Raw genomic sequence first — 23,519 nt, forward strand, 5'->3', positions numbered from 1 at the left:
TGTCATCTCCAGTGAAGTTTACGTCACTCCACCAGTAATAATTTATAAAGTGGTTGATTCTTTTCAACCAAATCGGCCAACGTGTAGTTGTCTAGTTCCTTAAGAAAACTTTGTGTGGCTTCTGCAAGCGCCTGCTTCAGGCGGCAGGCGGGCGTAATATGGCAAAATTCGCTGCTGCAATTGACCAACGATAACGGCTCCAAATCGCGGACAACATCGCCTACTCGAATCATGCTTGCCGGTTTGCCAAGGCGAATTCCGCCGTTCTTTCCCCGTACTGCCGTGACGTAGCCCACACGACTTAACTGATTGATTATTTTTACCATATGATTACGAGAGACACCGTAAACCTCCGTAACTTCGGAGATACTGGTCATCCTTCCATCCGGCAGCGACGCCATATATATCAGCGCACGTAATCCGTAATCAGTGAAACTCGTTAACTGCACAATCAACCTCAGGGAAAAGAAAAACGGGGTGTGTCGATAGACGTAATTACTATTGATGATAAACCAGCCAGCGCTCAGGCCGCTAATTTATTTAAATGGGGCGGGCGAACAGTAAAAACAAGAGGCGCCTGAACGGCGCCCCTGGGGATAATTATGCGTCGAACGGGTCGCGCAGAATCATCGTCTCGGTACGGTCAGGACCGGTAGAGATGATATCAACCGGTACGCCGGTGAGTTCTTCAATGCGCGCGATATAGTTCAGCGCTGCCTGCGGTAGGCCGCTGCGCTCTTTCACGCCGAAGGTCGTTTCGGACCAGCCTGGCATTGTTTCATAAATCGGTTCAATACCTTCCCAGTTGTCAGCAGCCAGCGGAGTGGTGGTCACTTCACGGCCATCCGGCATACGGTAGGCCACACAGATTTTAACTTCTTTCAGGCCGTCCAGGACGTCCAGTTTAGTTAGGCAGAAGCCAGACAGGGAGTTAATCTGCACCGCACGGCGCACGGCGACGGCGTCAAGCCAACCGGTACGACGACGACGGCCGGTAGTGGCACCGAACTCGTTACCCTGCTTGCACAGGAACTCGCCGATGTCATCAAACAGTTCAGTCGGGAACGGACCAGCCCCCACACGAGTGGAGTAGGCTTTGATAATACCCAGTACGTAATCAACATAACGTGGGCCCAGGCCAGAACCGGTCGCCACGCCACCAGCAGTGGTGTTGGAAGAGGTTACGTACGGATAGGTACCGTGGTCGATATCCAGCAGCGTACCCTGTGCGCCTTCAAACATGACGAAATCGCCACGCTTACGCGCCTGATCCAGAAGGTCGGAAACATCAACAACCATCGCGGTCAGGATGTCGGCAATTGCCATCACATCATCCAGGACTTTCTGATAATCAACCGCTTCAGCTTTATAGAAATTCACCAGCTGGAAGTTGTGATATTCCATCACTTCTTTCAGTTTGTCAGCGAAGGTCGCTTTATCAAACAGATCGCCAACGCGCAGACCACGGCGAGCCACTTTATCTTCGTAAGCCGGACCGATACCGCGACCGGTAGTACCGATAGCTTTCGCGCCGCGCGCTTTCTCACGCGCCACATCCAGCGCGACATGATATTCAAGGATAAGCGGGCAGGCTTCAGAAAGCAGCAGACGCTCGCGGACAGGGATACCACGGTCTTCCAGTCCTTTCATCTCTTTCATCAGCGCAGCCGGAGACAGCACAACACCGTTACCGATGATGCTGGTAACATTCTCGCGAAGAATACCTGATGGAATGAGGTGGAGGACGGTTTTTTCACCGTTGATTACGAGAGTATGGCCTGCGTTGTGACCGCCCTGGTAGCGCACAACATATTTAGCCCGTTCAGTCAGGAGATCGACGATCTTCCCTTTACCTTCGTCACCCCATTGGGTGCCCAGTACGACGACGTTGTTACCCATTTTTCAAAATCACCGTTTGCTTAAAAATGGATTCTACCATCGCTTTTTCAGAGTTACAGCACTTTTTGCACTCAAAACGCGGTAAATTCGGCTACTTTTCACTCAGCCAATCGTTTTCCTCAACATGTAGTAGATGACGATGCCAGCGACCACAAGACCACCGCCAAAACGGCGCAATAAATTATCCGGCAACTGACTCATCGTGGCGACCATTCGCCGCCATGCCCGTGGGTAAAGTAATGGCCCGAGTCCTTCAAGTACTAAAACCAGCGCCAGTGCCAACCAGATTGTTGAGTTCATTATTCACCTTTATATAAATATCGCGCTGTGTAGTACCAATGGTTTATCAATGTTGTGTTTACTCTCACTTCATATTGTCCGGTATTTCCTCTTTATTATGAACTTATTTAATGAAACAAAATTCATAACCCATTGTATTGCAGGTTATTTTTAAAATTGCAAGTATGCTAGCGCGTATCAACTTTGGATACGAGCATAAAATAATTAGGATGATTATCATGAGAGAACTAACCATATTTGAAATTGATGCCGTAAGCGGCGCTGGCTGGCTGCAAGATGGGCTGGCATCAATAGGGTCACAATTAGGTTCTGCCGTTTGGTCTGCAGAAAGTAGCTTGCTGAATATCGAGCTACCTATTGTTGGAAAAATTAACCTGGCAACTTTTGCTCCTAACCTGGGTAAGACGGTAGGCGAGACACTGGGCTCAAGCATTGGTGGAAGCATTGAGAACTCACTCTCCTCTCTACCAAACCTTGGTGGTTTCTTCAGTAAACTCTTTGCCAACTAACTTCACTGTCAGTTGCGTTAAATGAAGTCAAGCAGTCCCATGTAAAAATGGCGCCTCAATAGAGGCGCCATTATTTTTGACAATCGTTACTTATCGATGACTGCTCTCAGGAGTCTTCATATAACGGAAGAAATCGCTATCCGGGCTGAGAACCATTACATCCTGATTGCTCTGGAAGCTATTCTCATAAGCTCGCAGGCTACGGATGAAGGCATAGAAGCCCGGGTCCTGGCTGAATGCATCAGCAAACAGTTTTGCCGCTTCAGCATCACCTTCACCACGCATAATGCGGCCCTGACGTTCGGATTCAGCCAACGTTTTGGTGACTTCATAGTCCGCAGCTGCGCGCAGTTTTTCAGCTTCTTCCTGGCCCTGCGAACGGTGACGACGAGCAACTGCTTCACGCTCAGCACGCATACGGTTGTAGATCGCTTCAGAGACTTCAGCAGGAAGGTTGATCTGTTTGATTCGTACGTCGACAACTTCAATACCCAGTGCCGCCATACTGTTCGGGTTGATCACCTTCACCTTACCGTTAGTTTCTGCTTCAACAAGTTTTGCCGCTTTGGCAATCGCATCATCGGCAGCCGGCGTGCTAACTTCATCTTCTGTGCCTGCAGAACCTGAGTTCAGCGCATCACGGACTTCCAGAGTCAGACGACCACGGGAGTCAGTTACGATGTCTTTCACATCCAGACGACCAATTTCAGAACGCAGGCGGTCAGAGAATTTACGCTTCAGCAGAACCTCGGCCTGGGAGACATCACCGCCGCCAGTTGCCAGATAGTAACGACTGAAGTCGCTGATGCGCCACTTGATATACGAGTCAACAATCAGGTCTTTCTTCTCTTTGGTCACAAAGCGATCGGCCTGGTTGTCCATGGTCTGGATACGCGCATCCAGCATTTTCACTGATTCAATAAACGGGATCTTGAAGTGCAGGCCCGGCTCATAGACCAGTGGTTTGTTTTCATCGTCGCGCAGAACTTTACCAAAGCGCAGGCTAATACCACGCTCGCCTTCTTTAACAACAAAGACGGACATGTAGAGCACCACCAGCACGATGACAATTATCGCGATAACAGATTTACGCATCGTTATTCCCCCTGACGCTGGTAGTCGTTACGCTGCGCGTTGGCGCGGCGTTGGTCCATAATGTTGCCTCCCGTAGAGGTCTGAGCGTTACTGGCGCTGTTTGAGCTGGATGCAGGCGGCAGACGCAGCAGATCGCTTGCGCCACTGCTATCACTCTTTGCCGCTGGTGCGCCAGCACCTTTCAGCATCTGATCCAGAGGCAGAACCATCAGGTTGCTCCCTTTATCGTTAACCAGCACTTTGCGAGTATGGCTCAGCACTTTTTCCATGGTTTCGATATACAGACGCTCACGGGTAATTTCCGGAGCTGCTTTATATTCAGGAAGGATCTTCGCAAAGCGAGCAACCTCACCCTGAGCTTCGAGAACGGTCTGAGTTTTATACGCACGCGCTTCTTCAAGGATACGCTGTGCCTGACCATTCGCTCGTGGCTGAACTTCGTTGGTGTATGCTTCAGCTTCACGAATGTACTGCTGTTCGTTTTCACGCGCGGCAATCGCATCGTCAAACGCGGCTTTCACTTCTTCTGGCGGACGCGCTGTCTGGAAGTTAACGTCCAGCAGAGTAATCCCCATGTTGTACGGACGAATCGTCTCTTCCAGTTCGCGCTGGGTATCGCTACGAATCACGGTACGGCCTTCAGTCAGGATACGATCCATGGTGTATTTACCGATAACACCACGCAGAGCGCTGTCGGTGGCCTGACGCAGGCTATCATCTGCGCTGGTAACGCTAAACAGGTAACGTTCCGGATCGGTCACGCGATACTGCACGTTCATCTCGACGCGCACCACGTTTTCGTCAGAGGTCAACATGACGCCAGAAGCCGCCAGTTCACGTACTGATTCAACGTTAACCGCCTGAACGTTATCAACGAAAGTGGGTTTCCAGTTAAGGCCTGGCTCAACCAAATGGCTGAATTTACCAAAGCGGGTGACCACACCACGTTCAGCTTCCTTAATGGTATAGAAACCGCTGGCTGCCCAGATAATCACCACAGCGGCGGCAACGATGCCGACGACACGTCCGCCCATCGGGCCACGAGGTCCCTGAGAGCCGCTACCGCCTCCCAGGCCACCTTTTCCGCCACCCAGACCACCAAGTTTTTTACTTAGCTTACGGAAGATATCATCCAGATCGGGAGGTCCCTGCTCGCGACCACCTTTGTTGCCATTTCCCCCAGAGTTGCCGCCTTGGTTATTGCTGCTTCCCCACGGGTCGCGGTCCTGTCCGTTATTACCGGGCTGATTCCACGCCATGTATATGCTCCATATTTGTTTTTGATATCCCCACAGGGGTTAATATCTTCAGGCAAGCTGCAAGGTCAAATCACGTATTCAACCAGCGCTGGCTCTTGTTTACAGAGGCGACGCCAGTCAACGATTGGCATGCGCACCTGCAGACCAACGCTACCGTCATCCTCCATCCACTCTTTCTCTATCGCCTGAAGCTGATAGAACCGACTTCTCAACCGACCTTCCTGCGGTGGCAGACGCAGAGTATGTTGCGCCACTTCACCAGAAAGCCGTTCCGTCAAAGCCTGAAAAAGCAGTGGTACGCCAACCCCGGTCTGGGCGGAAAGCCAGACCCGGATCGGTTTATTCTCTTCATCCCGGTCAATACGCGGCTCAAAATCGTCCAACATATCGATTTTGTTCATGACCAGCAGCGTCGGGATTTCATCGGCCTCGATTTCAGCGAGAACCGTGTTTACTGCGTCAATATTTTCCTGCACGCGGACATCGGCCGCGTCAATGACGTGCAGCAGCAGCGTCGCCTGGCGCGTCTCCTGGAGAGTCGCTTTAAACGCGGCCACCAGATCGTGCGGCAGATGGCGGATAAAACCTACGGTGTCAGCCAGAACGGTTTCGCCAACATCAGGAACATCAATGCGGCGCAGCGTTGGGTCAAGAGTAGCGAACAGTTGATTCGCGGCGTAGACCTCAGCTTCGGTTATCTGGTTGAACAGCGTTGATTTACCGGCGTTGGTATAACCGACCAGCGATACGGTCGGAATATCGGCTTTGGCACGTGACCGTCGTCCTTGTTCGCGCTGCTTCTCTACTTTTTCCAGTCGCGACAGGATCTGCATAATACGGTTACGCAGCAAACGACGGTCAGTTTCGAGCTGGGTTTCACCCGGGCCACGCAAACCAATCCCGCCTTTCTGTCTTTCAAGGTGGGTCCAACCGCGAACGAGGCGAGTCGCCATATGACGCAGCTGTGCCAGCTCAACCTGCAGTTTCCCTTCGTGGGTACGCGCTCGCTGGGCAAAAATATCTAAAATCAGGCCGGTACGATCGATAACCCGACATTCGCATAAGCGTTCAAGGTTTCGTTCCTGTGCCGGACTCAGGGCATGATCGAAGAGCACGACCGATGCACCGGTCGCTTTTACGGCTTCCGCAATTTCGACTGCTTTACCTTCACCAACAAAATACTTCGGGTGCGGTGCTTTACGGCTACCGGTAATCACCTGCATTGCTTCGACACCGGCGGAAGAGGCCAGAGTTTCAAACTCCTGGAGATCTTCCATATCTTTGTCTTGCGAAAAATAGATGTGTACCAGTACCGCCTGCTCACCGGCATCATAACGGTCAAACAAGCGTAAACCCCTTATAAAATACCAGCGGGGAACGCAGAAAACCTGGCTCCCCGACGTGGAAAAACAGCATCAGCCTTATTCGGCGTCTTCGCTGTCTTGCTGCGACGCAGAAGAGCCTTGCGCGCTACCACCGTGGTGATAGTTACTTGTGCCGCCACCAGCATTATTGCTGTGGTGAGACACCGGGCGAGACGGGACAACTGTAGAAATTGCGTGCTTATAGACCATCTGGCTGACCGTGTTTTTCAACAAGATCACGAACTGATCGAAAGACTCAATTTGCCCTTGCAGCTTAATACCATTCACCAAATAAATAGAAACCGGAACACGTTCCCGACGCAAAGCGTTCAGGAACGGATCTTGTAAAGATTGCCCCTTAGCCATTCTCTCTTTTCCTTATATGTATGCTTGTTTTGTACTCAGAACCTTACGATTCTTAAAAATTACGCACGATAACCGTTCAATTGTACACGTTCAGTCCAGGCTAGCACCAACAACCTGTAATACTTTGTTGAACGCCTGTTCAGGTTGTTCACTATCCAACCAGTGGACACCTTCCCAACCGCGCAGCCAGGTGACCTGACGTTTAGCTAACTGTCTCGTGGCGCAAACACCTCGATAAACCATTTCATCATACGGGATCTCGCCATTAAGGTACGACCACATCTGGCGATATCCGACACAACGAATGGAAGGCATATCCGTATGCAAATCTCCCCGGGCAAATAACGCCCGTACTTCTGCTTCAAAACCCGAAGCCAACATCTGATGAAAACGCTGTTCTATGCGTTGATGGAGCAGTTCACGGCTCGCCGGGGCGATGGCGAACTGATGCACCTTATACGGCAGAGCGTCACCTGACGTTTGCGTCAGTTCCGTTAAAGTTTTACCCGAAATGAAAAAAACTTCCAGTGCTCGGGAAAGTCTTTGCGGATCATTTGGATGAATACGCGCCGCGGCAACCGGATCAATCTCCTGTAATTGCTGGTGTAACGCGTTCCACCCTTGCTCTGCGGCTTGTTGCTCAATTCTGGCTCTGACTGCAGGATCCGCCGAAGGTAACGGCGATAATCCTTCCAACAACGCTTTGAAATACAACATTGTTCCGCCGACCAGCAGCGGAATACGCCCGGCAGCGACAATATCAGCCATCTCTGCCAACGCATCGCGACGAAAATCTGCCGCAGAATAAGCTTCAGCCGGATCAAGAATATCCAGCAGTCGATGCGGCGCAGCGCTTAGCTCTTGCGCATCCGGCTTAGCCGTACCGATATCCATTCCTCGATAGATGAGGGCTGAATCAACGCTAATCAACTCTACGGGCAAAACTTTACGTAAAGCGATAGCCAACGCGGTTTTACCGGAGGCCGTCGGGCCCATTAAAAATATTGCCTTAGGCAGGCTCGCCTCGGTTACATCACTCATCTTTCAGGGCATTCATCGCCGAATGTAAATCAACAGGTTGTAACAGACCACCCGGCGGCGCTTTAACCAGCTGCGGGCACAAACGTTCTATATCCGCCAGGACAGCAATCGCCTGCGCCATATTCCACTGCCCGTGCTCACTCGCCAGATTGCGCGCTATCCACTGGGCAATATTGTTGACGTCGAATGTTTTTTGCTGCGCCAGGTAGCCTATCAGTTCAGGAATCAAGATTTGTAAATTTTGTTGTCTTAAGGGTAAAGGCACCGCCCGAATCGTCACGTGCTGCGCATCAGATTGCAGCTCAATACCGACCTGCGTCAGCGCCGATTGCGCGTTATCCAGCGCTACTTTCTCCCCTTCAGACACTTTTAGCCGTAGCGGAATAAGCAGCGGCTGGGCACAAACCGCTTCTACACCAGGCGTCAGTTGCGCCTGACGCAGCCAGCGTTCAGCAACCGGCAGAGCCAATAACGCTAACTTGCCATCGCGCTCTAGCAGCGCGCAGTCGCCATCAACAATCGTCAACACGCGACCAAAGCTTTGGCTGTGTCCAGCCAATCCTTCTGTCACTGGTGTGGGTGATACTGGCTTTCGCTCCGGGACCGGAGTATCCAGCAGTTGGCGATACAGCGCACCCTGCTGTTTTTGATAGCCTGGCTGCGCATGGGGCCAGCCTGCCCCACCAGAGGAACCCAAAGCGGTGGATTCTCGCGAGCCTCCCGCATTAAAGCGCGGCGCGGCAGTCTCATCATGATATCGGGGAGGCGCCGCTTCACGCGCAACCGCTGGCTGGGCGAAATGGTTGCCGCCTGCCGCAATGCGGTTCTCCGGCACCTGGCGAGGCGCAGGTTCATCGCCCTCTTCTGCCAATGGCGCACTCAGCTGCTGCTGAAGCACGCTCAGCACACCTTGATAAATAAAATCATGAACCAGCCGCGACTGATGAAAACGAACTTCATGCTTGGCCGGATGAACATTCACATCCACCTGGTGCGGATCGATTTCCAGGTAAAGCACAAAAGCGGGCTGCTGATTGGCTCCCAGCTTATCTTCACAAGCCTGACGAATTGCATGATTAATCAGGCGGTCACGCATCATCCGTCCGTTGACGTAGCAATACTGAATTTCTGCCAGCGCCGGATTCGTATGCAGAGGATCGGCCACCCAGCCGCTAAGGGTAAGATCGCCGTGCTGCCACTCGATAGCCAGGGCATGTTCAAGAAACGGCGTACCGCAAATCGCCCCTAGCCGCCGTTCACGCTGACCATCCTGTGACACGGCTCGATACTGGCGCACCGCTTTACCGTTGTGGCTGAGGTTAATCGTGACGTCGAAACGCGCCAGCGCGATGCGCCGCACGATCTCGTCGATATGATTAAACTCGGTTTTTTCGGTACGCATGAATTTGCGACGAGCGGGGGTGTTATAAAAAAGATCCAGTACTTCCAGCGTTGTTCCCACCGGGTGCGCCGCTGGTTTGACAGTAACGTCCTGATCGCGCCCTTCTGCATAGGCCTGCCAGGCTTCTTGCTGCTCCTCAGTACGCGAGGTTAGCGTCAGGCGGGCGACAGAACTGATACTGGCTAAGGCTTCACCGCGAAATCCGAGGCTGATTATCGCTTCCAGATCATCAAGCGAGGCGATTTTACTGGTGGCATGACGCGCCAGCGCCAACGCCAGTTCGTCTTTTTTAATCCCACAGCCGTTGTCGCGGATGCGGATCAACTTCGCACCGCCGCGCTCAATATCAATATCGATACGCGTAGCACCTGCATCGAGGCTATTTTCAACTAACTCTTTGACGACAGATGCCGGACGTTCCACCACTTCACCAGCGGCAATCTGGTTGGCGAGCTGCGGCGGTAGAACCTGAATCGGCATAGCCGTCTCCTTAATTTAACAACGTTCCGTCTGATGACCCCGCGCTGGCAGTCTGCGCCGCTGTCCCGCGCGGCGCTGATTGCAGCGGATGCTGCATAAAGTAGTTACGCAGACCGTTATAAATCGCCTCGGCGACCTGCTGTTGAAAAGCATCGCTACCCAGCAATCTCTCTTCGCCGGTATTGCTGATAAACCCGGTTTCGACAAGGATTGACGGGATATCCGGCGAACGCAGAACGCCCAGGCTGGCATGCTCAGGGCGACGTTTATGCAAGTCGCCGATTCGCTGTAGCTGGCTCAACACATTAGTCGCCACATCATACCCGACGCGCTGAGAATGGCCGAACTGTAAATCCAGCACCGCCTGGCTCAGGTAAGGGTCCGACTGACTATTCGCCAGCACATCGCCCGCTCCACCCAGTAACTCAGACTGTTTCTCATGCTGTTCGAGCCATCCGGCCATTTCACTGTTGGCACGACGGTTGGAAAGTACCCAAACCGAGGCCCCGGTTGCATCACGGTTTGGCGCAGCGTCAGCATGAATCGATACGAGGAAGTTAGCATTTTGCTTACGCGCTACGTCTGAACGTCCCATAACGGAAATGAAATAATCGCCGTCGCGCGTCAGTACCGGCTTGAACTGCGGATCGGCATTCAGCAACGTGCGAAGCTTACGGGCGATAGCAATGGTCACATTCTTCTCTTTCGTGCCATTCGGACCAATCGCCCCTGGGTCCTGACCACCGTGACCGGCATCAATGGCGATAATCACTTTATCATCGGTCGATACGGTGCGAGTCGCAGGACGCGTGATGGTACTTGTGCTAGTCACCGCAGTCAGCCGATCGTTATCGGCTTTAAACGGGTTACGCGCCGGTTCGCTCGGGCGAGAGGGTTGCACAATGGGTTTCTCAACCTGTTTCACTACCACCGGCGGCGGAGGAGGTGGTGGTGGAGGCGCATCAGCATTAATGGTAAACACCACGGTATAGTTAGAGCCATTCTGCTGCTTCACCGCACGAGTTTTCCCATCGGCGGTCAGATCCACCAGCAGACGCAGCGACTGCGCGTCCTGCGGCGACCCGGAACGGATACTTTTCACCAGATTATTGCCGCTAAACTGCAGCGGTAGCCCCTGGAGCACGCCAGTCTGTTTTATATCCAGCGCCACGGTTCGCTTGCCCTGTGGGCTAAACGAATATTCAGGATCGCCGATAAAACTAATGGTAATGCGGGCCTGCTGATCTCCATTTGAGACCTGGATGTCGGATAAACTTGCCGCGGTGGCCTGAATGCTAAACAGCATCAGTGCAGCGGCCAGCCAACTGGTTATGCGATACATCATCCCGTCGTCCTTCAGGCTAATTAGCCAAACGCGCCAATAGAGACTCACCCAATGTGGAGACAGCCGTTACGCGTGCCTCCCGCCCTTGAGCCTGGTATTCAAGGTGAATTTCAACATCCGGGTCAGGCAGTACACCTGTGCCTTGTTGCGGCCATTCCACCAGGCAGATGGCATCATCAGTAAAATAATCGCGAATCCCCATAAATTCGAGCTCCTCAGGATCCGCAAGGCGATACAGGTCAAAGTGATAGACCATCAGATTATCGAGACTATAGGGTTCGACCAGCGTATAGGTTGGGCTTTTGACATTACCACGATGGCCAAGCGCATGAAGAAAGCCGCGGCTAAAGGTGGTTTTACCCGCACCTAAATCGCCATACAAATAGATAACCGTGGCACCAGTACACGCCTGCGCTATGCGGTCGCCAAGGTTTAAAGTCGCCTGCTCGTCGGGTAAAGAAATCACTCGGTTAATCATGGTCTACGTCAATCACATCCGGGTTAACAACACGCCTGAGCGTGGAAAAAAGATCGGTCGCCAGCATTCCGCGAGTGCCATTTCTGGCGGCCAAAAGATCGGCGGCTTCGCCATGAGCAACGCATCCAGCGCAGGCGGCATCATACGGCGTCAGGCGCTGGCCTAACAATGCGGCAATAATACCGGTCAGCACATCGCCCATTCCACCGCTGGCCATACCGGCATTACCCGCATCGATAATGCCCATCTCGCCTGATTCGTTCGCGACTATCGTACCTGCGCCTTTCAGCACTACAACACCACCATAACGTTTTACCAGACGTTGTGCAGAATGTAAGCGATCGCTTTCAATTTCTGCCACACTCGTGTTCAGCAAACGGGCAGCTTCGCCGGGATGCGGCGTTAGCACGCGATTGTGACGTTTATCGGGATTTATTGCCAGCAGGTTCAGCGCATCCGCATCCCAGACCATCGGTTTACGAAAGTTCTGCGTCTGACGCAGCGCTTTTTTACCCCACTCGCTCTGGCCCAGTCCTGGTCCAATCGCCACTACATCGGCCCATTGCAAGCTTTCCTCCAGCGACTGAGCCGTCAGCTCGTGGACCATCAACTCTGGTCTGGCGGTTAGAATGGGGACGACGTTGTCCTGGTGAGTTAACACTCGCACTAACCCCGCCCCCGCACGCAGCGCCGCCTCACCGGTCATGCGGATAGCCCCCGCAGTACCCGGTTCACCGCCGATAATCACCAGCTTACCGTGATCACCTTTATGTGATGTGGGGCGTCGCGGCGGTAGCCAGCCGGACAGCTGTGAGGCATCGAATCGACTAAGAGCCGTCGTCTCGCCAGCCAGCCAGCGCTCAAGCCCCAGAGCATGATGATGAAGCTTGCCCACGACATCGCGGGCTTTACCGGTTAGCAGCCCAGGTTTAAGCGCGATAAAGGTAATGGTATGCGCGGCGTTGATAACCGCTCCCGGCGTCGCACCGGTCTGCGCATTCAGCCCCGAGGGGATATCCAGCGCGACAACCGGTGCCGGATATGCGTTCGCGCATGCGATGAGTTGCGCTACGTTTTCCCGCGGAGCGCTCTGTAGCCCGGTACCGAGCAGACCATCAATAATCAGAGTGATTCCTTCTGGCCAGTCAATATTGGCGGCATGAATCGTGCCGCCCGCATTCAGCCACTCTTCACGCGCAATGCCAGCCTCTTCCGGCAGCGGTTTCTCGCTCTCCAGCGCCAGCAGCGTAACCTGAATCCCTCGCGCATGCGCGAGGCGAGCCACCACATAGCCATCACCGCCGTTATTACCGTGACCGCAAAGAATCAGCCAGTGCTGACTATCAGGATATTTTTCACGAGCGAGATGGAAAGCCGCCTCGCCCGCACGGCGCATCAGCTCAAATAACGTCATCCCGAGGGTATCTGCCGCCTCTTTTTCCGCTAGTCGTAGCGCATCCGCCGACCAGATGATGTGTGGTATACTGTCGGTGTTTTTCGTCATTGTATGGTCCATCATGTCACAGCCCCTCGATCTCAATCAGTTAGCGCAACAAATTAAACAATGGGGCACAGAGTTGGGGTTCCAGCAGGTCGGTATTACCGATACCGACCTGAGCGCCAGTGAACCTAAACTGCAGGCGTGGCTGGATAAACAATACCACGGCGAAATGGAGTGGATGGCGCGCCATGGAATGATGCGCGCACGCCCTCACGAACTCCAGCCCGGTACGTTACGCGTGATTAGCGTGAGAATGAACTATCTGCCCGCTAACGCCGCTTTCGCCCGCACCCTGAAAGATCCCATCCTGGGTTACGTTAGCCGCTATGCTCTTGGGCGGGACTATCATAAGCTGCTACGTAACCGCCTGAAAAAACTAGGCGAGATGATTCAGGGACAGTATGCTTCGCTCAATTTTAGACCTTTTGTCGATTCCGCGCCGATTCTTGAGCGTCCTTTAGCTGAAAAAGCGGGGCTTGGCTGGACAGGTAAGCACTCACTAATCCTCAGTCGCGATGCTGGATCGTTTTTCTTTCTCGGTGAGTTGCTTATTGACCTCCCTCTGCCCATCGACCAACCCGTCGAAGAAGAGTGCGGGCGTTGTGTTGCCTGCATGACGATTTGCCCGACCGGCGCCATCGTTGAACCTTATACCGTTGATGCCCGGCGCTGCATTTCCTATCTGACCATCGAGCTGGAAGGTGCAATCCCGGAAGAGTTCCGCCCGCTGATCGGCAACCGCATCTATGGCTGCGATGACTGCCAGCTAATTTGCCCGTGGAACCGCTTTGCGCAGTTAACCGATGAAGATGACTTCAGTCCGCGTAAAGCGCTCCATGCGCCTGCGCTACTGGAGCTGTTCGCCTGGAGCGAACCTTATTTTTTAAAAGTGACGGAAGGATCGGCCATTCGCCGTATTGGTCATCTGCGCTGGCTACGTAATATCGCCGTCGCATTGGGAAATGCCCCCTGGGATGAAGCTAATCTGCAGGCCCTGGAGAGCCGCCGAGGTGAGCACCCACTTCTCGACGAACACATTGAATGGGCGGTTGCGCAGCAAATTGAGAAGAGAAATGCCAACGTGATTGAAGTGCAGTTGCCGAAGAAACTGCGGCTGGTCAGAGTGGTTGAAAAAGGGCTACCAAGAGATGCCTGATTCATTCACAGGGTGTGAATAAAAATAAAAACACATTGCGTATCAACATGCAGACGTTCGTCAAGTGATCGGATTAACACTTTGAAATGAAATTTTATTCTTATATTTCAACAAAATAAGAAGATACTATTTATATAACGAAGTATTTTTCCGACTAATGGCAAAAGATTAACCTGTGGATAACTCTGTTCACAGTATTTTCCTGGGTACAACGAAAATCATCCCCGGCGCGATTTTGCGCTGTGGATAAAATGAGTATCGGAAGAAATTTTGGAGCGGGAAACGAGACTCGAACTCGCGACCCCGACCTTGGCAAGGTCGTGCTCTACCAACTGAGCTATTCCCGCTTAATCTTTGTCTTTCAAGCTGCTTCTGCGTTAGCTGCCTTCACTCACTTTAGTCACTTACTTAAGTAAGCTCCCAAAGATTCGTTCAGTTGCTGCCTTGCCGCAACTCGAAATCCTGTGATTAGGATGATGATTTTCAAATTTTGGAGCGGGAAACGAGACTCGAACTCGCGACCCCGACCTTGGCAAGGTCGTGCTCTACCAACTGAGCTATTCCCGCTTAATCTTAGTCTTTCAAGCTGCTTCTGCGTTAGCCGCCTTCACTTACTTTAGTCACTTACTTAAGTAAGCTCCTAAAGATTCGTTCAGTTGCTGCCTTGCCGCAACTCGAAGTCCTGTGATTAGGATGGTACTTTTCAAATTTTTGGAGCGGGAAACGAGACTCGAACTCGCGACCCCGACCTTGGCAAGGTCGTGCTCTACCAACTGAGCTATTCCCGCATACTTCTGGCCATATTTCTATAGCGTCGTGATTTGCATTTCTGCTTCGTCACGGGAGGCGCATTATACGAGAATTCGATTTACCTGCAACCCCCCTGAGAGCAATTTTTTTTGTTTTTGGTTCAAGTGACCACTTTATCACCAGACATACTCTTAAATTGCCTAAATAACCATCACGTGCGGCAAAATAACTTTTTCCGGCTTCGCTAAAGGCGCAAAATCGCTCAAGTTTATCGGCGGATACCGCCCGCTGACGGTCAACAACGATGACAACCAGGGAAATAAAATGAAAAAAGCGCTTACCGTCCTGCTGCTGACTACGCTTGCTACAGGAACAGCATCGGCAACAACGCTACATTTTGGGACAACGACGGCCAATCCGCCGTATGAAACTGTCAATGGTAAAAATCAGCCCACGGGTTTTGATATCGACCTGGCCAATGCGCTGTGCAAGCAGATGCAGGTTGAATGCAAATTTACCCCCCAAAGCTTCGATACGCTCATCCCGGCGCTGCGCTTTAAGAAATTCGACGCCGTTATTGCCGGTATTGAAGTGATTCCCATGCGAGAAAAGCAGGTCGCTTTCAGCCATCCCTATCGTCAGGAGCTATCCGGCGTGGTGGTAACAGCGAGGGACGCAGCCCACACGTTTACCGATCTGAAAGACAAAAAACTCGGCGTCGTGAAAGGCACTATTCATCAACATTACCTGCGTGACAAACAAAAAGCCGTACATGCCGTACCTTTTGAGAGCGACGAAAGTGCCTTAAACGCGCTGAAAGAAGGCGTGATTAGCGGAGTGATCGGCGATCAGGAAACGCTAACTAAATGGCAGCAGGATAACCCTGATTACGGCATCATGGATGAACGCGCAACGGATCCCGCCTACTACGGCAGGCAGTTCGCCATTGCAGTGCGCAAAGATGACCCGGAGCTGCTGAATAACCTCAATGCCGCACTGGACGTCGTTAAAGCGTCGCCAGAATTCCTGGAAATGGAGCAGAAGTGGTTTAAATAGCAGAAAGTATTGCCGGGGCATTTCCGGCCCCGGCACAGATATCAGAGCTGAATAAAGTGCTCACGGTAGTAAGCCAGTTCCGCCACCGACTCACGGATATCGTCCATCGCCTGATGGGTCCCTTGTTTCTTAAAGCCGTCTAGAATTTCCGGTTTCCAGCGACGCGCCAGCTCTTTTAGCGTGCTGACGTCCAGATAACGATAGTGGAAGTAAGCTTCCAGTTCCGGCATATATTTAAATAAAAAGCGACGATCCTGGCCGATGCTGTTACCGCAAATCGGTGATTTACCCGCAGGCACCCACTGTTTGAGGAATTCAATAGTCGCCAGTTCCGCTTCACGATCGCCCTCAGTGCTCGCTTTCACGCGCTCCACCAGCCCGCTACCGGTATGGGTGCGTACGTTCCACTCATCCATCAACGCCAGCTGCGCATCAGACTGATGCACTGCGATCGTCGGCCCTTCCGCCAGGATGTTCAGGTTCGCGTCGGTCACCAGGGTGGCGATTTCAATGATGCGATCGCGCTCCGGATCCAGTCCCGTCATTTCAAGATCGATCCAAATCAGGTTGTTTTCATCTGCACTCATGTTATTTTCCACCCTTCTTACGTAACTATATTGATCTAAAATAGCGTGTATCATAGAGGTTTTGCCCATACAGGGCGACCAGGAGCCAGTTCGATTGAGTAAAAATAAACTCTCCAAAGGCCAAGAGCGCCGCGTGAAGGCCAACCACCAGCGCCGCCTGAAAACGACTTCGGAGAAGGCCGATTTTGATGACAATCTGTTCGGCGAGAAATCCGAAGGTATCGTCATTAGCCGCTTTGGTATGCATGCCGATGTCGAATCCGCCGACGGTAGCGTCCATCGCTGCAATATTCGTCGCACCATCCGTTCGCTGGTCACTGGCGATCGCGTCGTCTGGCGTCCAGGCAAAAGCGCAGCTGCAGGGGTTAACGTTAAAGGTATCGTTGAAGCAGTGCATGAACGAACCTCAGTGCTGACGCGCCCGGATTTCTACGACGGTGTGAAACCCATCGCCGCCAATATCAATCAGATAGTCATTGTTTCAGCAATTTTGCCTGAGCTATCACCGAATATTATCGACCGTTATCTCGTCGCCTGCGAAACGCTGAACGTTGAGCCGCTGATTGTGCTCAATAAGACAGATCTGTTGGATGAAGACGCCATGGCCTTCGTCAACGAGCAAATGGATGTTTACCGCAAGATAGGTTACCGCGTACTGATGGTCTCCAGCCGTACTCAGGATGGTCTGAAGCCGCTTGAAGAAGCGCTCACTGACCGAATCAGCATCTTTGCCGGGCAGTCCGGGGTGGGAAAATCCAGTTTACTGAATGCTCTCCTGGGCCTGCAGGAAGAAATCCTCACCAATGATGTCTCTGACAACTCGGGACTGGGCCAGCACACCACCACTGCCGCGCGCCTTTACCACTTCCCGCACGGCGGCGATGTGATTGATTCCCCGGGCGTACGCGAGTTCGGCCTCTGGCATCTCGACGCGGAACAAATTACCCACGGCTTTGTCGAATTCCATGACTATTTAGGCCGCTGCAAATATCGCGACTGCAAACACGATACCGACCCAGGCTGCGCAATTCGCGAAGCGGTAGAGAATGGCGCAATTGCAGAGAGCCGGTTTGAAAACTATCACCGCATTTTGGAAAGCATGGCGCAGGTACAGGTAAAAACGCGTAAAAGCTTTTCATCAACCGATGACTGACATTTAAGCTGAGCATCGTTAGAATCGCCCCCTTTTTTCAGACCCTCGCTAATGCGGGTGGTCAGGAACGACAAATAATGGCCTGGAGGCTACCTTGTTAAACGATCTTAAACTTTCGCTGCAATACATTCTGCCTAAACTGTGGCTCACCCGCCTCGCAGGCTGGGGTGCACGCAAGCGAGCAGGTTGGCTGACAAAACTGGTCATCGATCTGTTCGTGAAATACTACAAGGTCGATATGAAAGAGGCACAAAAGCCTGATACCGCCAACTATCGCACCTTTAACGACTTCTTCGTTCGCCCGCTGCGCGATGATGTGCGCCCATTAAACACCGACCCGAGCGTGCTGGTGATGCCTGCTGATGGCGTAATCAGCCAGTTGGGTGCCATTGAAGAAGATAAAATTCTGCAGGCCAAAGGCCACAACTACAGCCTTGAAGCTCTGCTGGCCGGTAACTATCAGATGGCTGCCCTGTTCCGTAACGGGAGCTTTGTCACCACTTATCTTTCACCGCGCGATTACCACCGCGTTCACATGCCGTGTAACGGTATTCTGCGCGAGATGATCTATGTGCCAGGCGATCTGTTCTCAGTAAACCATCTGACCGCGCAAAACGTGCCAAATCTTTTTGCCCGCAACGAGCGCGTCATCTGTCTGTTTGACACTGAGTTTGGCCCAATGGCGCAAATTCTGGTGGGTGCCACTATCGTCGGCAGTATCGAAACCGTCTGGTCCGGGACCGTGACTCCGCCCCGCGAAGGTATCATCAAACGCTGGACCTGGCCTGCCGGTGACAACGAAGGATCTGTCGCACTGCTTAAAGGCCAGGAGATGGGTCGCTTCAAGCTTGGCTCCACGGTGATTAACCTGTTTGCCCCAGGCCAGGTGAAGCTGGTTGAGCAATTACAAAGCCTGTCGGTGACCAAAATTGGTCAGCCGCTGGCGACCGCACCTGAAGCCGTCACTCCCGTTGAGCCTGCACCGCCGTCGGAAGAAGAAGTCCGCGCCGAACACGCAGCCAGCCCGCTGGTTAGCGATAAACAAGACGAAGGTTAATTCCTGAGAGAAAAAGGTTACACCGTGCGCCTGATATACACTTTCCTGTTGGCCTTGAGCCTCAGTTTTGGGGCGTACGCAGCAACCGCCCCGGATGCAAAACAGATAGCGCAGGAACTGGAGCAGGCGAAGGCGGCAAAACCCGCCCAGCCTGAAACCGTTGAGGTTCTGCAATCCGCCCTGAACGCGCTTGAGGAACGTAATGCCTCCCTTGAGCGCGCTCGTCAGTACCAGGACGTTATCGATAACTTCCCCAAGCTGTCGCAAAACCTGCGCGCGCAGCTCAATAATCTGAGCGATGAGCCGCGCGAGGTTTCAACCACTCTCTCCTCTGATGCCCTGAACCAGGAGATTCTCCAGGTCAGCAGTCAGCTGCTGGAAGCCAGTCGTAAGGCGCAGCAGGAGCAGGATCGCGCCCGTGATATCGCCGATTCACTCAACCAGTTACCGCAGCAGCAGACCGACGCCCGCCGTCAATTAAACGATGTTGAACGCCGGGTTGGTGCGCAAAACAGCAATACGCCGCTGGCACAAGCGCAGAATCTCGGACTACAAGCGGAATCTGCACGTCTGAAAGCGCTGGTTGATGAACTGGACCTGGCACAGCTTTCCGCTAATAACCGCCAGGAGCTTTCTCGGATGCGCTCCGAGCTGGCGCAGAAACAGAGTGAGCAGCTCGATGCCTGGCTACAGGCGCTACGCAATCAGCTTAACAACCAACGGCAGCGCGAAGCGGAAAAAGCGCTGGAAAGCACCGAACTGCTGGCGGAAAACAGCGAAAACCTGCCGCCGGATATCGTGACCCAATTCAAGGTTAACCGCGAGCTTTCGCAGGCGTTGAATCAGCAGGCCCAGCGCATGGATCTGATCGCCTCACAGCAGCGTCAGGCCACCAATCAAACCCTGCAGGTGCGCCAGGCGTTGAACACCCTGCGCGAGCAGTCTCAATGGCTGGGTTCTTCTAATTTGCTCGGTGAAGCCTTGCGCGCCCAGGTTGCACGACTACCGGAAATACCACGCCCGCAACAGTTAGATACAGAAATGGCGCAACTGCGTGTTCAGCGCTTACGCTATGAAGATCAGCTCGGAAAACAGCCGCAGCTGAAGCAGATTCGTCAGGTGGACGGTGAACCGCTAACCAACGAGCAAAACCGCATTCTGCAAGCCCAGATGCGCACGCAAACTGAGCTACTTAACTCATTGCTGCGCGGTGGCGATACGCTCATGCTCGAACTGACCAAGCTGAAAGTGGCTAACGGCCAGCTAGAGGATGCGCTTAAAGAGATAAACGAAGCCACCCATCGCTATCTGTTCTGGACCTCCGACGTCAGCCCGATTGGTTTTTCATGGCCGCTGGAGATAGTTCAGGATTTACGCCGCCTGATCTCACTCGACACCATGAGCCAGCTCGGCAAAGCCAGCATGATGATGCTGACCAGCAAAGAGACGATACTGCCGCTGTTCGGTGCGCTCATCCTGGTCGGGTTTAGTATCAGCTCACGCCGTCACTTCACTAGCTTCCTTGAGCGCTCCAGCGCGCGGGTCGGCAAGGTCACACAGGACCACTTCTGGCTCACGCTGCGCACTGTTTTCTGGTCGATACTGGTGGCCTCGCCGCTGCCGGTATTGTGGATGACGCTGGGCTACGGCCTGCAGGCGGCCTGGCCTTTCCCGCTGGCGGTAGCTATTGGCGATAGCGTCACCGCTACGGTGCCATTGCTGTGGGTGGTAATGATTTGCGCCACCTTCGCCCGCCCAAACGGCCTGTTTATCGCCCACTTCGGCTGGCCGCGCAGCCGCGTCAGCAAAGCAATGCGCTACTACCTGATGAGTATCGGATTGATTGTGCCGCTGATTATGGCGCTCATCACCTTTGATAACCTCAACGATCGCGAGTTTTCCGCTTCTCTCGGCCGCCTCTGCTTTATGCTGATTTGCGGTGCGCTGGCGATGGTCACCCTGAGCCTGAAACGCGCCGGAATACCGCTGTATCTCGATAAAGAAGGCAGCGGCGACAATATGGTGAACCGGCTGCTATGGAATATGCTGCTCGGCGCGCCGCTGATCGCGATGCTGGCGGCTGCGGTTGGCTATCTCGCTACCTCACAGGCGCTACTCGCCAGGCTGGAAACTTCAGTCGCCATTTGGTTCCTGTTGTTGGTGGTTTATCACATCATCCGCCGCTGGATGCTAATTCAGCGCCGCCGCCTGGCGTTCGATCGCGCGAAGCATCGACGGGCGGAGATCCTCGCCCAACGTGCCCGTGGCGAAGAAGAAGTGCAGCACACCAGCAGCCCGGAAGGCTCAATGGAAGCCGAGGTCAGCGAAATCGATCTCGACGCCATCAGTACCCAGTCTTTACGCCTTGTACGCTCCCTGCTGATGCTGATCGCACTGGTGTCGGTCATCGTCCTGTGGTCGGAAATCCACTCCGCATTCGGTTTCCTGGAAAACATCTCTCTGTGGGACGTGACTTCTACGGTGCAGGGTGTTGAGAGCCTGGAGCCGATTACTCTCGGTGCGGTGCTTATTGCCATTCTGGTGCTGATTATCACCACGCAGTTGGTGCGTAACCTGCCCGCATTGCTGGAGCTGGCAATTCTTCAACACCTGGAGCTGACGCCAGGAACCGGCTACGCCATCACCACCATTACCAAATATCTGCTGATGCTGATCGGTGGCCTGGTCGGCTTCTCGATGATTGGGATTGAGTGGTCGAAGCTACAGTGGCTCATCGCCGCCCTCGGTGTCGGCCTCGGTTTTGGCTTACAAGAGATTTTCGCCAACTTTATCTCCGGCCTGATTATCCTGTTCGAAAAACCGATACGTATTGGCGATACGGTGACTATCCGCGATCTCACAGGGAGCGTGACGCGCATTAATACCCGCGCCACCACTATCAGCGACTGGGACCGCAAAGAGATTATTGTGCCGAACAAGGCGTTCATTACCGAACAGTTCATCAACTGGTCGCTGTCTGATTCGGTCACGCGCGTGGTGTTAACCGTTCCCGCGCCGGTGGACGCTAATACTGAAGAGGTCGCACAGATCCTGTTGACCGCTGCGCACCGCTGCTCGTTAGTCATCGACACCCCAGCACCGGAAGCCTTCCTTGTTGACCTACAGCAGGGGATCCAGATTTTCGAGCTGCGTATTTTCGCCGCCGAAATGGGCCACCGCATGCCGTTGCGTCACGAGATGCATCAGCTGATTCTGGCGGGCTTCCGCGAACATGGTATCGACATGCCGTTCCCTCCGTTCCAGATGCGTCTGGAGAGTATCGATGGCAGAAAGAGCAGCAGAGCGCTGACATCAGCAGGGAAATCCAGCCGCGCGCCTGGCGGTCTGTAAGAATGGCCTTGCCCGACAACGGGCAAGGCCAGCGCCTTAGCCTGCGGAAACCACAAACGATACTGCCGTACGTCGGCGGCAATTCTCATAAATCCCCAGCGCCAACAGCGAAAAGAAAATCGGCCCACCGACCATCCACAGCGCGTTGCTCCAGTCCCCTGCGCCCATCACCGATTGAATCACGGTAAAGAAATTCGCAAAAGTCACCACCAGCACGACAACAGCAGTCGCCAACATCATTCAGCACGCGGCAAGAATACCGACCGTTTGCGTGGAGGTAAGCCCGGCAATGGTCCAGGACTGCGTTTTATCCGCACCGAATATGGCTGCTTCCCTCTTCATGGTGAAAAGGGAAGCGAAGGGGACAATCAGGCGCGGTCGACGGTAAAGGAGATAACATCGCCGATACTTTCAGCACCTAGCGCCAACATCACTACGCGGTCAACACCCAGCGCGACGCCTGAGCAATCTGGCAGTCCTGCCTCCAGGGCAGCCAGCAGGTTGCGATCGATCGGCTGCTGTGGCAAGCCACGAGCCGCACGCTTACGGTTATCCTGCTCAAAACGCTGTTGTTGTTCGCGCGCGTCCGTCAGTTCGTGAAAGCCGTTTGCCAGCTCTATGCCCTTGTAATAGACCTCGAAACGCTCTGCCACGCGGTGATCTTCGGTGCTAATTTGCGCTAACGAGGCCTGGCTTGCCGGGAAGTGATAGATAAAGGTCGGACGATCTTTACCAATATGCGGCTCAACGCCCATGACAAAGAGCAGTTGGAGCAGCGTATCCCGGTCCTCTTCAGTATCGGCAATATTGCTCAGATCCAGCTTCGCCGCCACTTCACGAAGTTGCGTTTTATCCGCCGACAGCGGGTCGATTTCCAGGTGACGCTGGAAAGCTTGTTGATAAGAAAGGCTCTCCGCTGGCTGGCAGTCCAGCACCTGCTGCAAGAGATCGTCGACTTCGTTAATCAACCGGTACATGTCATAGCATGGACGATACCACTCCAACATCGTGAATTCAGGATTATGGTGACGCCCCATCTCTTCATTGCGAAAACTACGGCATAACTGAAACACCGGGCCGCAACCGGCGGCCAGCAGGCGCTTCATGTGGTATTCCGGACTGGTCATCAGGTACAAATTCAGCCCTTGAGAGTGCCCGGGACCAACAAAACGCGTTTCAAACGGGACCATGTGAATATCCGTCACCGTCGCCTGACTCATGCAGGGCGTCTCCACCTCCAACACGCCGCGGTCGGTAAAGAAACGACGAATTGCCGTCATCACCTCTGCACGTTTTAACAGATTTGGAATGGACGCGCTCGGCTGCCAGGTTGCCGTTTCGCTCATGGTACTTTCTCCGATTTGAAACAA

Annotated in this window: 20 protein-coding genes, 3 tRNA genes and 1 pseudogene; 6 read left to right on the forward strand and 18 right to left on the reverse strand. The window is 53.4% G+C overall.

Annotated features, from left to right (window positions below; genetic code table 11):
• Positions 1–23: 23 nt before the first annotated feature.
• The 3 genes from nsrR to DA718_RS26360 form a co-directional block, all read right to left on the reverse strand.
• Positions 24–449: a nitric oxide-sensing transcriptional repressor NsrR gene (gene nsrR, locus DA718_RS26350; RefSeq protein ID WP_112216204.1), complete on the reverse strand. Its 426-nt coding sequence runs from the start codon at positions 447–449 to the stop codon at positions 24–26.
• Between the two features lie 151 nt (positions 450–600).
• Positions 601–1,899 carry an adenylosuccinate synthase gene (locus DA718_RS26355; RefSeq protein ID WP_112216205.1) on the reverse strand — a complete coding sequence of 433 codons (1,299 nt, stop codon included), beginning with the start codon at positions 1,897–1,899 and terminating at the stop codon, positions 601–603.
• 102 nt (positions 1,900–2,001) lie between these two features.
• Positions 2,002–2,199, reverse strand: coding sequence for a DUF2065 domain-containing protein (locus tag DA718_RS26360; protein ID WP_004097978.1), 198 nt, complete (start codon positions 2,197–2,199; stop codon positions 2,002–2,004).
• A 218-nt stretch (positions 2,200–2,417) separates the two neighbouring features.
• Here DA718_RS26360 and DA718_RS26365 point away from each other — a divergent pair, with 218 nt between their 5' ends.
• Entirely contained in the window at positions 2,418–2,708 is a 291-nt protein-coding gene (locus tag DA718_RS26365) for a hypothetical protein (protein ID WP_112216242.1), read from the forward strand.
• A 90-nt stretch (positions 2,709–2,798) separates the two neighbouring features.
• On the opposite strand, the gene hflC is transcribed toward DA718_RS26365, so the two are convergent.
• From hflC to nnr, 9 genes are all read right to left on the reverse strand, one after another.
• A complete protein-coding gene (hflC, locus tag DA718_RS26370; RefSeq protein WP_112216206.1) occupies positions 2,799–3,803 on the reverse strand; it encodes a protease modulator HflC in 1,005 nt (334 codons plus the stop codon).
• 2 nt (positions 3,804–3,805) lie between these two features.
• Positions 3,806–5,062, reverse strand: a complete 1,257-nt coding sequence (gene hflK / locus DA718_RS26375) for an FtsH protease activity modulator HflK (protein WP_112216207.1) — start codon at positions 5,060–5,062, stop codon at positions 3,806–3,808.
• 65 nt (positions 5,063–5,127) lie between these two features.
• Positions 5,128–6,408, reverse strand: a complete 1,281-nt coding sequence (gene hflX, locus DA718_RS26380) for a ribosome rescue GTPase HflX (protein ID WP_112216208.1) — start codon at positions 6,406–6,408, stop codon at positions 5,128–5,130.
• Between the two features lie 75 nt (positions 6,409–6,483).
• Positions 6,484–6,792, reverse strand: coding sequence for an RNA chaperone Hfq (gene hfq, locus DA718_RS26385; RefSeq protein ID WP_110274473.1), 309 nt, complete (start codon positions 6,790–6,792; stop codon positions 6,484–6,486).
• A gap of 90 nt (positions 6,793–6,882) precedes the next feature.
• Positions 6,883–7,833: a tRNA (adenosine(37)-N6)-dimethylallyltransferase MiaA gene (gene miaA, locus DA718_RS26390; protein ID WP_112216209.1), complete on the reverse strand. Its 951-nt coding sequence runs from the start codon at positions 7,831–7,833 to the stop codon at positions 6,883–6,885.
• Positions 7,826–9,715 carry a DNA mismatch repair endonuclease MutL gene (gene mutL, locus DA718_RS26395; RefSeq protein ID WP_112216210.1) on the reverse strand — a complete coding sequence of 630 codons (1,890 nt, stop codon included), beginning with the start codon at positions 9,713–9,715 and terminating at the stop codon, positions 7,826–7,828. Before mutL ends, miaA begins: the two co-directional genes overlap by 8 nt.
• A gap of 10 nt (positions 9,716–9,725) precedes the next feature.
• The gene (gene amiB, locus DA718_RS26400; RefSeq protein WP_112216211.1) at positions 9,726–11,060 is read right to left on the reverse strand and encodes an N-acetylmuramoyl-L-alanine amidase AmiB; all 1,335 of its coding nucleotides are present in this window, start codon (positions 11,058–11,060) and stop codon (positions 9,726–9,728) included.
• A gap of 16 nt (positions 11,061–11,076) precedes the next feature.
• The gene (gene tsaE, locus DA718_RS26405) at positions 11,077–11,538 is read right to left on the reverse strand and encodes a tRNA (adenosine(37)-N6)-threonylcarbamoyltransferase complex ATPase subunit type 1 TsaE (protein ID WP_112216212.1); all 462 of its coding nucleotides are present in this window, start codon (positions 11,536–11,538) and stop codon (positions 11,077–11,079) included.
• Positions 11,531–13,042 (reverse strand): bifunctional ADP-dependent NAD(P)H-hydrate dehydratase/NAD(P)H-hydrate epimerase, encoded by a 1,512-nt coding sequence (gene nnr, locus DA718_RS26410; protein ID WP_167492832.1) that lies wholly within the window; start codon positions 13,040–13,042, stop codon positions 11,531–11,533. Before nnr ends, tsaE begins: the two co-directional genes overlap by 8 nt.
• A 13-nt stretch (positions 13,043–13,055) precedes the next feature.
• Between nnr and queG the strand changes: the two genes are divergently transcribed.
• The gene (gene queG, locus DA718_RS26415) at positions 13,056–14,195 is read left to right on the forward strand and encodes a tRNA epoxyqueuosine(34) reductase QueG (protein ID WP_112216214.1); all 1,140 of its coding nucleotides are present in this window, start codon (positions 13,056–13,058) and stop codon (positions 14,193–14,195) included.
• Positions 14,196–14,466: 271 nt separating this feature from the next.
• Here queG and DA718_RS26420 read toward each other — a convergent pair.
• The 3 genes from DA718_RS26420 to DA718_RS26430 all read right to left on the reverse strand — a co-directional run bounded on the left by DA718_RS26420 (position 14,467) and on the right by DA718_RS26430 (position 14,983).
• Positions 14,467–14,542: transfer RNA gene (locus DA718_RS26420), tRNA-Gly, on the reverse strand.
• Positions 14,543–14,686: 144 nt separating this feature from the next.
• Positions 14,687–14,762 (reverse strand) — tRNA-Gly (locus DA718_RS26425).
• 145 nt (positions 14,763–14,907) lie between these two features.
• Positions 14,908–14,983 (reverse strand) — tRNA-Gly (locus DA718_RS26430).
• 286 nt (positions 14,984–15,269) lie between these two features.
• Here DA718_RS26430 and DA718_RS26435 point away from each other — a divergent pair.
• Positions 15,270–16,001: an arginine ABC transporter substrate-binding protein gene (locus tag DA718_RS26435; protein WP_112216215.1), complete on the forward strand. Its 732-nt coding sequence runs from the start codon at positions 15,270–15,272 to the stop codon at positions 15,999–16,001.
• Between the two features lie 41 nt (positions 16,002–16,042).
• Here DA718_RS26435 and orn read toward each other — a convergent pair whose 3' ends face one another.
• Positions 16,043–16,588 carry an oligoribonuclease gene (gene orn / locus DA718_RS26440; protein ID WP_112216216.1) on the reverse strand — a complete coding sequence of 182 codons (546 nt, stop codon included), beginning with the start codon at positions 16,586–16,588 and terminating at the stop codon, positions 16,043–16,045.
• Positions 16,589–16,682: 94 nt separating this feature from the next.
• Here orn and rsgA point away from each other — a divergent pair, with 94 nt between their 5' ends.
• The 3 genes from rsgA (at position 16,683) to mscM (ending at position 22,149) form a co-directional block, all read left to right on the forward strand.
• Positions 16,683–17,741 (forward strand): small ribosomal subunit biogenesis GTPase RsgA, encoded by a 1,059-nt coding sequence (rsgA, locus tag DA718_RS26445; protein WP_182235720.1) that lies wholly within the window; start codon positions 16,683–16,685, stop codon positions 17,739–17,741.
• 94 nt (positions 17,742–17,835) lie between these two features.
• The gene (asd, locus tag DA718_RS26450; RefSeq protein WP_112216217.1) at positions 17,836–18,798 is read left to right on the forward strand and encodes an archaetidylserine decarboxylase; all 963 of its coding nucleotides are present in this window, start codon (positions 17,836–17,838) and stop codon (positions 18,796–18,798) included.
• 24 nt (positions 18,799–18,822) lie between these two features.
• Positions 18,823–22,149 carry a miniconductance mechanosensitive channel MscM gene (mscM, locus tag DA718_RS26455; protein WP_112216218.1) on the forward strand — a complete coding sequence of 1,109 codons (3,327 nt, stop codon included), beginning with the start codon at positions 18,823–18,825 and terminating at the stop codon, positions 22,147–22,149.
• Positions 22,150–22,185: 36 nt separating this feature from the next.
• On the opposite strand, the pseudogene DA718_RS26460 reads toward mscM, so the two are convergent.
• Both DA718_RS26460 and epmA read right to left on the reverse strand, forming a co-directional pair.
• A pseudogene (locus DA718_RS26460) lies at positions 22,186–22,386 on the reverse strand (glutamate/gamma-aminobutyrate family transporter YjeM); the annotation flags it as partial.
• Between the two features lie 131 nt (positions 22,387–22,517).
• Positions 22,518–23,495, reverse strand: coding sequence for an elongation factor P--(R)-beta-lysine ligase (gene epmA, locus DA718_RS26465; protein WP_112216219.1), 978 nt, complete (start codon positions 23,493–23,495; stop codon positions 22,518–22,520).
• Positions 23,496–23,519: the final 24 nt, after the last annotated feature.

Source organism: Klebsiella huaxiensis, assembly GCF_003261575.2.
GTDB classification, from domain to species: Bacteria; Pseudomonadota; Gammaproteobacteria; order Enterobacterales; family Enterobacteriaceae; genus Klebsiella; species Klebsiella huaxiensis.